Source organism: Sphingopyxis sp. J-6 (genome assembly GCF_046603995.1).
GTDB lineage: Bacteria > Pseudomonadota > Alphaproteobacteria > Sphingomonadales > Sphingomonadaceae > Sphingopyxis.
The window spans coordinates 3,193,022-3,206,497 of the sequence record NZ_CP145810.1; the positions used below are offsets into that span (position 1 = coordinate 3,193,022).

At 65.9% G+C, this 13,476-nt stretch carries 11 protein-coding genes; 4 read left to right on the forward strand and 7 right to left on the reverse strand.

The window, feature by feature from the left end:
* Positions 1 to 4: 4 nt before the first annotated feature.
* From cysS to V6U71_RS15375, 3 genes are read left to right on the forward strand one after another with little or no spacing between them, the layout of a single operon-like run.
* On the forward strand, positions 5 to 1,471 hold the full coding sequence (cysS, locus tag V6U71_RS15365) for a cysteine--tRNA ligase (RefSeq protein WP_411339267.1): 1,467 nt from the start codon (positions 5 to 7) through the stop codon (positions 1,469 to 1,471).
* Between the two features lie 38 nt (positions 1,472 to 1,509).
* The gene (locus V6U71_RS15370) at positions 1,510 to 1,866 is read left to right on the forward strand and encodes a hypothetical protein (RefSeq protein WP_411339268.1); all 357 of its coding nucleotides are present in this window, start codon (positions 1,510 to 1,512) and stop codon (positions 1,864 to 1,866) included.
* A 7-nt stretch (positions 1,867 to 1,873) separates the two neighbouring features.
* Complete coding sequence (locus V6U71_RS15375; RefSeq protein ID WP_411339269.1) at positions 1,874 to 2,818, forward strand: D-2-hydroxyacid dehydrogenase; 945 nt, start codon at positions 1,874 to 1,876, stop codon at positions 2,816 to 2,818.
* On the opposite strand, the gene V6U71_RS15380 is transcribed toward V6U71_RS15375, so the two are convergent.
* A complete protein-coding gene (locus V6U71_RS15380; RefSeq protein ID WP_411339270.1) occupies positions 2,812 to 3,372 on the reverse strand; it encodes a hypothetical protein in 561 nt (186 codons plus the stop codon). The genes V6U71_RS15375 and V6U71_RS15380 overlap by 7 nt on opposite strands.
* Before the next feature lie 88 nt (positions 3,373 to 3,460).
* On the opposite strand from V6U71_RS15380, the gene V6U71_RS15385 reads away from it, so the two are divergent.
* Complete coding sequence (locus V6U71_RS15385) at positions 3,461 to 4,504, forward strand: winged helix-turn-helix domain-containing protein (protein ID WP_411339271.1); 1,044 nt, start codon at positions 3,461 to 3,463, stop codon at positions 4,502 to 4,504.
* On the opposite strand, the gene V6U71_RS15390 is transcribed toward V6U71_RS15385, so the two are convergent.
* The 6 genes from V6U71_RS15390 to pyk all read right to left on the reverse strand — a co-directional run bounded on the left by V6U71_RS15390 (position 4,501) and on the right by pyk (position 13,401).
* Entirely contained in the window at positions 4,501 to 5,349 is an 849-nt protein-coding gene (locus V6U71_RS15390) for a phosphodiesterase (protein WP_411339272.1), read from the reverse strand. The genes V6U71_RS15385 and V6U71_RS15390 overlap by 4 nt on opposite strands.
* Before the next feature lie 42 nt (positions 5,350 to 5,391).
* Positions 5,392 to 7,326: a cytochrome C gene (locus V6U71_RS15395; protein WP_411339273.1), complete on the reverse strand. Its 1,935-nt coding sequence runs from the start codon at positions 7,324 to 7,326 to the stop codon at positions 5,392 to 5,394.
* 10 nt (positions 7,327 to 7,336) lie between these two features.
* Positions 7,337 to 8,218, reverse strand: a complete 882-nt coding sequence (locus tag V6U71_RS15400) for a hypothetical protein (protein WP_411339274.1) — start codon at positions 8,216 to 8,218, stop codon at positions 7,337 to 7,339.
* Positions 8,218 to 10,650, reverse strand: a complete 2,433-nt coding sequence (locus tag V6U71_RS15405; protein WP_411339275.1) for an NAD(P)-binding domain-containing protein — start codon at positions 10,648 to 10,650, stop codon at positions 8,218 to 8,220. The genes V6U71_RS15400 and V6U71_RS15405 overlap by 1 nt, the downstream gene beginning before the upstream one ends.
* A 206-nt stretch (positions 10,651 to 10,856) precedes the next feature.
* Positions 10,857 to 11,630, reverse strand: coding sequence for an arginyltransferase (locus V6U71_RS15410; protein WP_411339276.1), 774 nt, complete (start codon positions 11,628 to 11,630; stop codon positions 10,857 to 10,859).
* Between the two features lie 316 nt (positions 11,631 to 11,946).
* Positions 11,947 to 13,401, reverse strand: coding sequence for a pyruvate kinase (pyk, locus tag V6U71_RS15415; RefSeq protein WP_411339277.1), 1,455 nt, complete (start codon positions 13,399 to 13,401; stop codon positions 11,947 to 11,949).
* Positions 13,402 to 13,476: the final 75 nt, after the last annotated feature.

Below are 13,476 nucleotides of genomic sequence, written 5' to 3' on the forward strand. Positions count from 1 at the left end.
CGGCATGACCGACGCCCCTGCCCCCGCGCCCTTGCGGCTGTTCAACAGCCTGACGCGCAGCCTGGAACCATTCCAGCCCGTCCACCCCGGCGAGGCGCGGGTCTATTCGTGCGGGCCGACGGTCTATAATTATCAGCATATCGGCAATATGCGCGCCTATGTCTTCGCCGACACATTGGGTCGCACCCTGTCGTTCAAGGGCTATGCGCTGCGCCACATCATCAACATCACCGACGTCGGCCACCTGACTTCGGATGCCGATGCCGGCGACGACAAGATGGAGAAGGCCGCGGCACAGCAGGGCAAGACGGCGTGGGACATTGCCGCCTTTTACACCGCCGAATTCAAGCGCGACCTCGACTGGCTGAACGTCCGCGACCCGGCGAAATGGACCGTCGCGACCGATTATGTCCCGCGGATGATCGAGTTCGCGAAGCGTATCGCCGACACGCATTGCTACGAACTCGACAGCGGCCTCTATTTCGACGTCTCGACCGTCGCCGACTACGGCCGCCTCGCGCGCGCGGTGACCGACGAGGGCGAGGGGCGGATCGAGGAAGTGGACGGCAAGCGCCATTCCGCCGACTTCGCGATCTGGCGCAAGACGCCGGCCGGCGAGACGCGCCAGATGGAATGGGATTCGCCCTGGGGCCGCGGTGCGCCCGGCTGGCACCTCGAATGCTCGGTGATGGGCGAAGCCGAACTGGGCATGCCGTTCGACATCCACACCGGCGGCATCGATCACCGCGAAATCCACCACCCGAACGAAATCGCGCAAAATCAGGCCTATCGCGGCTGCGGCAGTCTGGACTGCGCCGAACATTCGGGTGCGCGCCTCTGGATGCACAATAATTTCCTGATCGACCGCGGCGGCAAGATGTCGAAGTCGACGGGCGAGTTCCTGCGGCTCCAGCTGCTAGTGGACCGCGGCTATTCCCCCCTCGCCTACCGACTGATGTGCCTGCAGGCGCATTATCGCAGCGAGCTGGAATTCTCCTGGGAAGGGCTCGGCGCGGCGCTGACGCGGCTCAAGCGGCTGGTGATGGCGGCGGCCACGGTTCGGGAAACCGAAGGCACTGCGGTAACCGACCGCCGGCTTGCCGATCTGCTCGAAAAATTCGACGCCGCCATGTCGGACGATCTGGGCACCGCAGTCGCGCTCACGCTGCTCGAAGAAGCGGCGGCGATGAAGAAGGTCGATGCAGGGCAAAAGCGGGCGACGCTGGCGGCGATGGATGCGGTTCTCGGCCTCGGCGTGCTGACGCTCGAACGCACCGACCTGCGCATCCGCCCGAAATCGGCGACCATCGCCGAAGACGAGATCGAAGCCGCCCTGGCCCGCCGCAAGGAAGCCCGCGCCGCCAAGGACTTCGCCGCGTCGGACGCGCTGCGCGACGAACTCATCGCGGCGGGGGTCGAGGTGATGGACGGCGACCCGCTCGGCTGGGACTGGCGGCTCGAAGCCAATTAGAGGCTTGTTCCGCCTTCGCGGGCTGCTAGCCTCGTTGCATGTCGCAACTCATCTGCTGGCTCCTCGTCGGACTTGTCCACCTGATTCCGGCACTGGCCTTGTTCCGGCCGTCGCTGATCACCCGGCTCTATGGCGTCCAGCCCGACAGTCCGGTCTTCGTACTAATGCATCACCGCGCGGCGCTGTTCTTTGCCGTGCTCGTCGCGTGCGTCTGGGCGGCCTTCGATCCAGGCGGGCGAAAGCTGGCAACGCTGCTCGCCGCGGTGTCGATGCTGAGCTTCCTGTTGCTCTACCAATCATATGGACGCCCGGCACAGCTCGGCACCATCGCGCTCGTCGATCTTGTCGGCCTCATCCCGCTCGCATGGGCGGGCTGGCACGCGTTTCAGCAGTAGGAAAACCATGACCAAGACCATCACCGTCCTTTCGGGCCTGATCCGGCCGCTCGTCGAAAACCGCCTGCCCAACTGGGTCGAACCGCGCTTTTTCCAATCGAAGGAAGAGGCGCTCGAACTCGCGCCGGAGGCCGAAATCGGCTGGTTCGACATGTACGACAAGAAGGATATGGCGGCGGCGATCGGCGCGGCGACCAGGCTCAAATGGCTGAACTCCATCTATGCCGGGGTCGACGGCATGCCGCTCGACCTGCTCCGCGAACGCGGGACGGTGGTCACCAACGGCGCCGGGATCAACGCGATCACCATAGCCGAATATGTCGTGATGGGCATGCTGACCGTCGCCAAGGGCTATCGCGACGTCGTCCGCGCGCAGGAGCGCCGCGAATGGCTGATCAACTCGCCGGGCAAGGTCGAACTCTTCGGCTCGAAGGCATTGCTCCTCGGCTATGGCGCGATCGGCAAGCTGATCGAGGAACGGCTGCAGGCGTTCGCGGTCGACGTCACCGTCGTGCGCCGCTCGCCCGGCCCGAACACGCTGGGCCCGGACGAATGGCGCGCAAGGCTCGGCGAGTTCGACTGGGTAATCCTCGCGGTCCCCGCGACGCCCGAGACCGACGGCATGATCGGCGCCGTCGAACTCGCGGCGATGAAGCCGACCGCGACACTGATCAACATCGCGCGTGGCAGCGTCGTCGATCAGGCCGCGTTGGTTACGGCACTCGATGCAAAGCAGATTGCATCGGCCTTCCTCGACGTCACCACCCCCGAACCGCTGCCCGCCGACGACCCGCTGTGGAGCCTCGACAACGCCCACATCACGATGCACCTGTCGGGCCGCGCACAGGACAAGATGTTCATCCGCGCGGCGCAACGCTTCCTCGAAAACCTCGAACGCTGGAACAAGGGCGAGCCGCTCGAACCGCGCGTCGATTTGACGCTGGGTTACTGATCCGCCACCGCGGCGGCCCGGAACAGCAGCCCCGCGGTGAGCCACATCAGCACGAAAATGACCGTGACCGGCAGCACCGCACGATCGGCGCCGAACGCGGCCGCGCCGATGGCGAGCTGGACCAGCGCTGCCGCCGCCATCGCGCGGGCGAGCCCTGCTGCCCGCTTACCCGCGCCGACCGCCCCGGCGATCGCGGCGAGCAGGACGCTGCCGAACATCAGATTGGCCGGATTGCCCTCGTCGCCGATGACCCCGACCGCGCCGTTGACCCAGACGAGCAGGAAACCCGCGAGAAGCGCAATGCCGGTACCAAGCCGGTAGGCGATCCTGTCGCTGCTGTGCACCGCGACTTCGAGCACACCGCCGACAATGGCGAACATCACCCCCGCGAAGATGAAATCGCCGGCACTCCAGTCGACCGCGTCGGTGAACTGCATCGCGACCAGCGGCAACAGCAGCAAGAAAGCCGCCATCCCCCAGCCGACGATCCGCCAACCGCGCCAATACACCGCGCGCCGTGCGAGGCTCGCGTCCACTGATTCGATATTCGTCATTGTCTTGCCTCCATTCCTGTGTGAGGCCTGCAGCGTGCCCCCGGCGCGAGGTGAGCGGCATGAGCAAAATATGAGATTTGGCTGAAAAATGACCGTGGGAAGCTATCGCTTCGATGCCTTTCTGTTCGAGCCCGGCGACCGGCGTCTGCTGAAAGGCGGCAGCCCGGTCGACCTCAACGCCCGCTATCTTGACGCGCTCGCGCTGCTCGTGCGCGAACACGGTCGGATGGTGCCCAAGGATCGCTTCATGGCCGAGGTCTGGCATGGCGTGCCGGTGACCGACGAGGCGCTGACCCAATGCATCCGGACGCTGCGCCGCCTGCTTGGCGACGACGCGGTACGGCCAAGTTTCATCGAAACGGTTCCCAAGCACGGCTATCGCTTTATCGCGGCGGTCGAAACCGCCGCAGCGCCATCCACGTCGCCGGCGCCGCCGCCCCGCATCCACGACATTCTGCTGACCGGAGCCGCGGGTACGGGTGGCGCGGCGCTCGCCGGCGCGATCGGCGGGCTGCTCTATGGTCTGGTTGCGGCGGCCCAGCCATCGGCGACGAGCGGCAATGCCCTCTCGGTGCTGCTGGTGCTGCTCGCGCTGACCACCACGCTGGCGGCGATCGGCGGCGCCGGCGTATCCTTCGGCATCGCCGCTGCGCACTTCGCCCCGGCGCGGCGCGGCATGTGGACGATCGTCGGCGGCGCAGCCGGCGGTTTTCTGGTCGGGGCGATCGCCAAGCTGATCGGACTCGATGCGTTCAGCCTGCTGCTGGGACAAAGCCCGGGCGATTTTACCGGCGCGGCCGAAGGCGCCCTGCTCGGCGGGACCGTCGGTATTGCGCTCTGGGTTGCCCGGCGCGCGCCCGGCTGGCCGTTCGCAAGGCGCACCGCACTCGCCGCACTCGTTGGCGCGGCCGGCGGCGCGACGATCAGCCTGTTGGGAGGGCGGCTGTTCGGTGGCAGCCTCGCGCTGCTCGAACGCCGCTTCCCCGGCTCACGGCTCGATCTCGATGCGATCGGCGCGCTCTTTGGCGAGCGCGGTATCGGAGCCGCCGGCGAGATGGCCACGGCGATGCTGGAGGCGGCGTTGTTCGCCGCGTGCATCGCCGGCGCGATGATCGCGGCCGAAAAGAATTAAGCCGGCCGCTCGGCCTTCAACTCGCGCACCAGCGGCTGCAGATTGCGGTCATATTTGGCGAGCATCGTGTGGGCGCCGGCATGATCGTAGAAGCTCACCAGTTCGCGCCCGTTCCAGCGGTGGAGCGCATAGGCGGGATCTTCGGCGACGATCATCGGGCGATCATCGGGGTGGTCCTCGTCGATCGGCCTGAGGTCGAGCGACACCTGCGGCGCCGTCGATGAGCAAATCGCGATGGTGCGGCCTTCCCATGCGACGGTGACACTGCGGTGCAGGTGGCCGCAGATGAGGCCACGGACCTGCGGGTGGCGCCGCACGACATCGCCGAAGGTCGCGACCCAGGGCTCGTCAGGGTGCGTGTTCATCCACTCGATGCCGCTCTCCACCGGCGGATGGTGCATCACGATATAGGTCGGCTTGCTCCCGTCCTTCGCCAGTTCGGCGTCAAGCCAGGCGGCGCGGTGCTCGCAAAAGGCGCCGCCGTGACGCCCTTCCTCGAGCGTATCGACCGTCACCAGCCGCAATTCGGGCAGTTCGATCGCATATTGGACAAAGCCGTTGCCGTCGTCGAACCCCGGAAACTGTGCGTGAAAATTGTCGCGCACGTCGTGGTTGCCGACGCTCGGCCACACCGGGAAGGGACAGCGCGAAAAGGCGGTGGCGAGGCGGCGATAGCTGTCGGCATCGCCGCGGTCGGTGATATCTCCCGTGGCGAGCAAAAGGTCGGGACGGTTCGGGCCGTCGATCAGCACGTCGAGGACCTCGTCGAGCCGCTTGCGGTTATATTCCGCCGGATTGTCCGGATCGAAACCGATATGAATATCGGTGATCTGGGCGATCAGCATATCCGTCCCCTGCTCCGGCCGGCTGGTCCGACCGCCCAATCTTCATCCACCCCTGTCAGCGGGTCTTAGCGCAGGCGCGCGCCACGTCACATCATAAAGACCGCGCCGCTCGCCACCTGTGATCAGGCTCACAGCATAAGCGCCGCGCGGCGGCCGGTCTGTGATCGCGCTCACATTCTTCTTGCGCTGCGTCGGCGGCATCCACGGCTTGCCCCCGTCCGAATGATATTCGTGACACATCGCGCACGGCGATTCGGTCGCCGTCTCGACCTTCACCAGCCGCGCACCGCCCTCGCCGACATGGCAGTCGCGGCACTGGCGCAGCCCCGGAACGAGCAGGTCGGTTGCCGCCTTCGATCCGGGTGCGGCGGTGTGACAGTCGGCGCAGTCGGTTTCCTTGTGCGCGTCATGATCGAACCAGCCCTTTTGCAAGAAGCGTGCTGTCTGGTCGACCGCGGCGACCCGCCAGCCCTGCCCTGCCTGCGGCGCGAAGATCGTGTGGCAGTCGTAACAGGCGCCGCCCTTCGAGAAGACCGCGCGCACCGCGTCCTGCGCCCGGCTCGGCCGCACCGCGACCTCGCGGAAATAGATGTTGTAGACCTGCCCCTCGGCATAGTTTCCGGGCCGCCGCCGCTGCATTCCGCCGAGCTGGAGCGGCCGCGCCGGCGGGGTCGAGCGATAATAGGCGGTGAGGTCGGCGACGACCTGATCGGGCTCGCCATGGCGCAGCGTGCGCGTGACACCGCCGACGGTCTCGAAGGCGAGGCTGTGGCACATTGCGCAGTCGCGCTGCATCTCGACCGGCTTGATCCGAACCCCGTCGGCGTCGGGGCGGTGGCAGTTTTCGCATTCGAGCTTTTGCCCGAAATCGTATCGGCCGCGGAAACTCGCCGCCATCCGTGCGACGCCGCCCGTCGCCTGCAGGTGCATGTCGTGCGGGAATTTGAGGCCGTTATAATCGACCGTGCCCTTCGCGAGCGTCGTGCGGACCAGCTTCGCGCCGGGCGCCGACCGGACGAGCGGACGAAATTCCGGATGGCTGGTGCCGAAATCGCCGGCATCGGCGAGCAAGGTCGGATGCCCCGCCGTCTTCAGCCGCGCCGACATGCCGTCGTGGCAATCGGCGCAGAATTTCTGCGGCGTCGCGGGCATCGGTCCCGCGCCCTCATGCTCGGTATGGCAATCGACGCAGCGCCCCTGCGGCTTGTTGAAGGTCTTCGCGAAGCCGGCGAGGATCTTCTCGCCCACCCCCGGCGGATGGCGTGCCGCGAGCAGCATCGCTGCCGGGGCGTTCGCATGCGCCATGCTCATCGCCTTGTGCTCGCCGGTATGGCAATTGACGCACGCCTTGTCGGTCACCGCAACGAACGGCTCGACGTGGCACGACTGGCAATCATTCTTCAGGCTGGCGTGCGCGCTCGACAGCGGCCCCGACAGCCAGGCGCTGTCGGCATGATAACCGTCGGGGCGCTCGTTCACATTCTTGTAGCTGTACCACGCCCAGATCGGCCCGATCAGGAAGGCGGCCAGCATCAGCAAGCCGAACACCCACGCCCCCATGCGCTTGCCGGGCATCACCCCGGCGAGCGAAAAGGCCTTGGCCTCGTCGACGTCCTTCGACGATTGCGACAGCTCATCGATCCGCTCGACGAGCAGAATGATGTCGTCGCCCTCGCGCGCGATCGTCAGCCGGTGGCCGCCGAAACGCAGTTCGGCGCCCGCGGCGCTGTCGATATCGGCGGTATCGACCGAGCGGCCGTTGATATCGAAGCCCAGCCCTTCGCTCGCCGCGACGCGGACGTGGCGCCCGTCGGCGCTGCTGATCGTCGCATGATGGGGATTTACCGCGAGATCGGCGACGTGGATCGTGTTGCTGCCCTCGCGGCCGAGCGTGATCGTGTCGCCGGGCAGCGGCGCATCGCGGATGATCTGCTTGCCCGTCTTCGTCGTCGAGATACGGCGCAGGATGAAGCTCATCGGTCCCGCCTCACCAGTAGAAGAAGACGCTGATGATGTGCGCCGACAGCGCCGCGATCAGCGCAAAGGTCAGCGGCACATGCACATAAAGCCAGATTTCGAGCAGCGCACGGATGCGAAGATGCTGCCGCAGCCGCCCCAGTGCCGCCTGCTTCTGCGACAACAGCCCGACCACCTTCTCACGCGCCTCGGCATCGCTGCTCCGCGATGCGGAAAGCGCGCGGTGCGCCGCCGCCGTCGCACAATCGGGGTAGCGACCCGACAGCCGCGCGCCGATGCCGCCCGCGAACGGGTCCTCGTCGAGCGCCGCAAGCACCGGCGCCGTGTCCTCGGGCGTCAGCGGCTGCGCTGCCGTATGGAGCTGGCGGTCGAAGGCGCGGATCGCCTCGAGCATCTGCATCTGCGTCATTTCGTCACGGTTGTTCGACAGCGCGGCGGGCAGAGTTGCATAGACGACGACACCATAAAGCCCCGACAGGATGACGAGCATCATCAGCGCCCAGGCCAGCGTGTGGACGTTCCAGCCAAGCTGGAAGCCGGTGTGCCAGGTGCCGATGATAATCAGGCTCAGCCCCAGATAGACATGCGCCGAGGTCCACGCCTTCAGCGACCAGGCGTCGCTCGTCATCTTGCGTTTGCGATAGCCCAAGGCGGTGAGCCACAGGATCAGGCCGGCGCCGATCGTGCCCAGCGTATAGCCGTACCAGCTGCCGCCATTGTGCCGCGGCGTCACGTCGACCAGCGCGTAACTGACGATCACGAGCAAGCAAAGGCTGGCCGAAATCTTGGCCCAGCGGAAACCCGCATAGCGCAGGAAACCCTCGTGCCGGCGTTCGCGGACGCGATCAACCTGCGTGGCCTTGTTGCGGCGCCGCTGAAACAGGCTCGCCATCAGTCGGCGTCCTCTTGCAGCCGCGCGATCGACAGGAATTCCTCGGGCGACACGCGGATTGCGGCGCCGGTCGGGCAGGCCCGCACGCAGGCGGGCCCGCCCGCGATGCCCTTGCACATGTCGCACTTCACCGCGATTTTCTTGGGCTTCTCCTCACCCAATTGCTTCTTCGTCCATTTGGGCGATGGCTCGCCGGGGCCGGGGCCGAAGCCGGTGAGCAGCCAGCGCAGCAGGCTTGGCTTTTGCGGCGGCGCCGCCTCCATGCGGATCACGCCATAGGGGCAGTTGCGCATGCAATTGCCGCAACCGATGCACCCCGGCTCCATGAACACCTCGCCGTCGGGGCCGCGGTGGATCACGTTCGGCGGGCAGTCGGCCATGCAATGCGGATGCTCGCAGTGGCGGCAGCTCGTCGGGACGTGCAGATGCGCAAAGGTCTTGCCCGCCTCGCGGTCGAGCCGCGACAGGCCTTCATGGCTGTCGGCGCACGCTTTCTCGCAATTGTCGCAGCCGACGCAGAGATTCTCGTCGATCAAGAGCGCGTCGGTCGCTTCGCCGAGCCCCTCCTTCATGATGAAGCTCGCGGTGTCCGAATACAGGTCGACCGCGCTCGAATAGCTTGCCTTGCGCGATTCGATGAAGCTGTTCATCTGCGCGCGTTCGGCGACCGCCGCCTCGGTCGCCTCGCGTACCTGCGGCCGCGCGGCGAGCATCTTGCGGAAGCTTTCGCCGGTCAGCTTGATGAGTTCGGCGCCCACCGCCGCCTTCACCGTGGCGTTGCGCGGCTCGCCGCTCAGCACGCCCATCTCGCCAAAGAAGCTGCCCGCGGGCAAATAGCGGAGGAAGATCGGCTTGCCGCCGATATCCTTCTCGACCACCATCGATCCCGAACGGATGACATAGACGTCGTCGCCCTGCTCGCCCTCGGTCAGCACCGTCTTGCCCGCGGGTACGCGCTCGACCTCGGCCGTGTCGACGACCTCGGCCAGATCGTCGACCGTCAGCCCGCCCTTGAAGATCTGCAGCAACTGGCGCTCGAGCGAGATGCGGTTGATCACACGCTTTGCGCCGGGCACCGCCGCCATCAGCTTGAGCGCCGCAGTCCGCGACACCTCGACGAAAATGCTGTCCTCGCCGGCGCGAATCGTCGCGCCGCGCTTGCGCCCCGAAATCAGCCCGACCTCGCCGAAGATCGATCCCTGCTCGATCGGCACGGTGAAATCGGGCCCGACCTCAACCTCGGCATGGCCGTCGGCGATCGCGAACAGCGAGGATCCCGGCTCGCCCTTTTCGAACACCACATCGCCCTTGCGATAGAAAGCAACCTTCGAATCGAGCATGAATTCGCGCATCTGCAGCGGCGACACATCGGCGAAGATGCGAATGCGGGTGCGCAGATATTCGAGCCATTCGCTCACCGGTTTCTGCTGCGGCAGCCCTGCGAAGATTGCGGCCAGATCCTTTTCGTCGGCGGGGGTCAGCGCGGTGTTGCCATTGATGAACTCGACGACGTCATAGCCCTGGTTCATGCAATGCTTGATCAGCGGATAACCCGCGAGTGCGCCGATCACGAAAATGCCGGGTACGGTCGATTCAAAGGTCGGCGACAGCTTGGGAAAGGCCTCGCGGTCGGGCCCGGTGAACTCGATCCCCATCGATTCGACGAAACCACGCGGCGCGACCGACCCCAGCCGGGCGACGATCACGTCGCACTGGATCTTCTCGTCGCCGGTCGGCGTTTCGAGCGTCAGCCAGCCGGGTTCGACCAGCTTCGGCTGTGTCTCGGTACGGATCGACATGAAGCCGTTCTCGCCCGCCTCCATCATGTCGGAGACGTTCTTCGCCTTGGCGCGCGCGAAATCCTTCGACCGGTTCAGAATGGTGACGGTATTTTCGAGCGCCTCTTCGGCGACGCCGAGCGCATTCTCGATACCCGCGTCGCCCGATCCGACGACGGTAATATGCTTGTCCTTGAAATCCTCGGGGTCATCGACGGTATAGATGATGTGCGGCAGGTCGTTGCCCGGACAGCGCATCCGGTTCGGATTGCCCTGCGTGCCGATCGCCAGCACGATATTTTCCGCCTTGAATACGCCCTTGCTGGTCTTGATCTCGAATGCGCCCTGCTGCCCGGTCACTTCGGTGACTTCGGCTTCCTTGACGACATTGACCTTGTTGTTCGCGGCATCCTCGTCCCAGTTGCCGAGAATATATTCGCGCGCGCCCTCGGCGAAACGGCAATCCGATCGCAGGTCGAGCCGATCGGGCGTCGCGAGGACACGCTTGCCCTTCTGATATTTGAAGATCGTATCGGAAAGATGGTCGGTCTTTTCGAGCAGCACATGACTGAGCCCGAGCTGCCCGGCACGCGACGCGGCGCTGAGTCCCGCGGGACCCGAACCGATGATCGCGACCTTGACCGCGTCACTCATGCACGCGCACCTTCGCGGCCGGAAGCCTCGATCGAAAAGACATGGAACGCGTGAACGGGCATCCTATTCCCCCCAACCGCTTACCCCTAAGCGACCTTAATATGGATGCGACCCGGACTTATGTCCTGAAGATGAAGCTATGCCCTTGAAAGCGGGAAAAGGTCAACCGGCGAGGCGGAGCTGCGAGACGTTCGCAATAGACCGATTCAGGCGAGCTCGAACATCGCCGCGATGCGGTCCGAAGCCACCGGCTCGAACCGCGCCCAGCCGTCGGGGCCGAGCTTTTCGAGCGGGCGGAAGCGTGCCTTGTACGCCATGCGCGCCGATCCCTCGATCCAGTAGCCGAGATAGACATAGGGCAAGCCGGCGTTCGCGGCGCGGATCACATGGTCGGCGATGATATAGGTGCCGAGCCCCTCGCGCATCGGGTGCGCCGCGTCGAAGAAGCTGTAGATCATCGACAGCCCGTCGCCCTGCCGGTCGGTCAGGCAGCAGCCGACGAGGCGGCCGCGACTGCCGTCGGCGGTCGGTTCGCGATATTCGATCATATGGCTGTCGACCGGGGTCTGTTCGACCATGTCGGCGAAATCCTGATCGTCCATGTCGGCCATGCCGCCAGTGGGATGGCGCGAGGCGAGATAGGACTGGAGCAGACTATACTGCTCGTCGGTCGCCCATGGCTTGCAGGCGGTCGCGATCAGGTCGCCATTGCGGCGCAGGTTGCGCTTTTGCGAATTGCTCGGCTTGAACTCGCTTGCACAAACACGGACCGACACGCACGCCGAACAATCGGCGCAGCTCGGGCGATAGGCGACCGACTGGCTGCGGCGGAAACCGATACGGCCCAGCGCATCGTTGAGTTCGTTCGCATTGTTGCCGCTGAGTTCGGTGAACACCTTCCGTTCGGTCTTGCCCTCCAGATAGGGGCAAGGTGCCGGGCTGGTGACGAAGAAACGCGGGAAACGGAACGGTGCGGACACGCGTGGGAACCTCCGGGCTTTTGCGATGCCGATCCCCCCGACGCGGGTCCCGACGCGCTACATGCACCGAATATGCCGCGCCCGGTCAATGGTGCAAACAGCATTTACCATTTTTGTTCGTCCCGTTCTGACTCAACTTCGCAAATTGCTGAATCGGCGGGTAACTTTTGTGCCGAAGTGAATCACTTCCTCCCTGTGCCGCAGGCATGGGGAGGTGGCAGCGCGAAGCGCTGACGGAGGGGCTGGGGCTTCTCGCCCCTCCACCGCCTTCGGCGGTCCCCCTCCCCACCGCTGCGCGGCAGGGAGGATGCATTGCTTAGGCGTATCCGCGGAGCTCGTCGCCGGTCAGCGTTGCGACATGCAGCACGTTGGTCGACCCCGGCGTACCGAACGGCACCCCCGCCATCATCACCAGCTTGGCGCCCGCCTTGCCGATGCCGTGGCGCAGCGCCATGCGCTTGCCCTTGGCGATCATCTCCTCGAAGCTGCCGATATCGCGGGTCGGCACCGCATGCGCCCCCCACAGCAGCCCCATTCGCCGTGCCGCCTCTTTCTTCGGGGTCAGGACGAGCAGCGGGGCGCCCGGCCGCTCGCGCGCGACGCGGCGCGCCGTCGAGCCCGAGAAGGTGAAACAGATGATCGCATCGGCGGCGATCGTCGTGATGATGCTGCCCGCCGCCTCGGCCAGCGCGTCGGCGGTCGTCGCGTCGGGCGCCGTCTCGGTAAAGTGCAGCCGGCGGAAATAATCGGGGTCGCTTTCGACCGAACGCGCGATCGAATCCATCATGGTGACAGCTTCGACGGGCCACGCCCCCGCCGCGGTCTCGGCCGACAGCATGATCGCGTCGGCGCCGTCATAGACCGCGGTCGCAACGTCGGACACTTCGGCGCGTGTCGGCGACGGCGACGTAATCATCGATTCGAGCATCTGCGTCGCGACGACGACCGGTTTGCCCATCCGCCGCGCCGTCGCGACGATCCGCTTTTGCAGCGGCGGCACCGCTTCGGGCGGCAACTCCACCCCCAGATCGCCGCGCGCGACCATCGCGGCGTCGGCGATCTCCAATATTTCCTCGATCCGCTGGACGCCGGACGGCTTTTCGAACTTCACCAGCAAGGCCGCCTTGCCGCCGATCAGCCGCCGCGCCTCGGCGACGTCCTCCGGCCGCTGGACGAACGACAGCGCGATCCAGTCGACATGCTGTTCGAGCGCGAAGGTCAGGTCCTTGCGGTCCTTTTCGGTGAGCGCGGCGAGCGGCACCACGACATCGGGGACGTTGACGCCCTTGCGATCGGAAATCCTGCCGCCGACCTCGACGATCGTCTCGATCCGTCCGGCCTCGACCTTCTTCACTCGCAGCACCAGCTTGCCGTCGTCGACGAGCAGCCGCGTCTCGGGTTCGAGCGCGGCAAAAAGTTCGGGATGCGGCAAGTGGACGCGGGTCGCATCGCCCGGCGTCGTGTCGGTATCAAGGACGAACTTCCGACCCTTCACCAGCTCGGCGGGGCCGTCCTTGAAGATGCCGACGCGCAGCTTCGGTCCCTGCAGGTCGACAAGGATCGTCGTCGGGCGTCCGGTCTCTTTCTCCAGCGCGCGGATCGCCGCGATGGCCTTCGCATGCCCGGCATGATCGCCATGGCTCATGTTGACGCGGAAGGCGTCGGCACCGGCGCGGTGCAAAGCCGCGATCATCTCCGGGTTCGCGCTCGCGGGGCCGAGGGTCGCCAGGATGCGGACCTTGCGCTGGCGGGGCGTAAAACTCTGGGCCACGGGTGCTCCGACAATTGGAAAGGCTGGGTGGCTTGCCTAGGGCGTATATCCCCGGCAAGGCAAGCCGCGTATAGC

Coding starts and splice junctions, on each gene's coding strand:
- V6U71_RS15380 (WP_411339270.1), bottom strand. CDS start 3,372: ATGACGAATATCGAATCAGTGGACGCGAGCCTCGCACGGCGCGCGGTG.
- V6U71_RS15385 (WP_411339271.1), top strand. CDS start 3,461: ATGACCGTGGGAAGCTATCGCTTCGATGCCTTTCTGTTCGAGCCCGGC.
- V6U71_RS15390 (WP_411339272.1), bottom strand. CDS start 5,349: ATGCTGATCGCCCAGATCACCGATATTCATATCGGTTTCGATCCGGAC.
- V6U71_RS15405 (WP_411339275.1), bottom strand. CDS start 10,650: ATGAGTGACGCGGTCAAGGTCGCGATCATCGGTTCGGGTCCCGCGGGA.
- cysS (WP_411339267.1), top strand. CDS start 5: ATGACCGACGCCCCTGCCCCCGCGCCCTTGCGGCTGTTCAACAGCCTG.
- V6U71_RS15370 (WP_411339268.1), top strand. CDS start 1,510: ATGTCGCAACTCATCTGCTGGCTCCTCGTCGGACTTGTCCACCTGATT.
- V6U71_RS15375 (WP_411339269.1), top strand. CDS start 1,874: ATGACCAAGACCATCACCGTCCTTTCGGGCCTGATCCGGCCGCTCGTC.
- V6U71_RS15395 (WP_411339273.1), bottom strand. CDS start 7,326: ATGAGCTTCATCCTGCGCCGTATCTCGACGACGAAGACGGGCAAGCAG.
- V6U71_RS15400 (WP_411339274.1), bottom strand. CDS start 8,218: ATGGCGAGCCTGTTTCAGCGGCGCCGCAACAAGGCCACGCAGGTTGAT.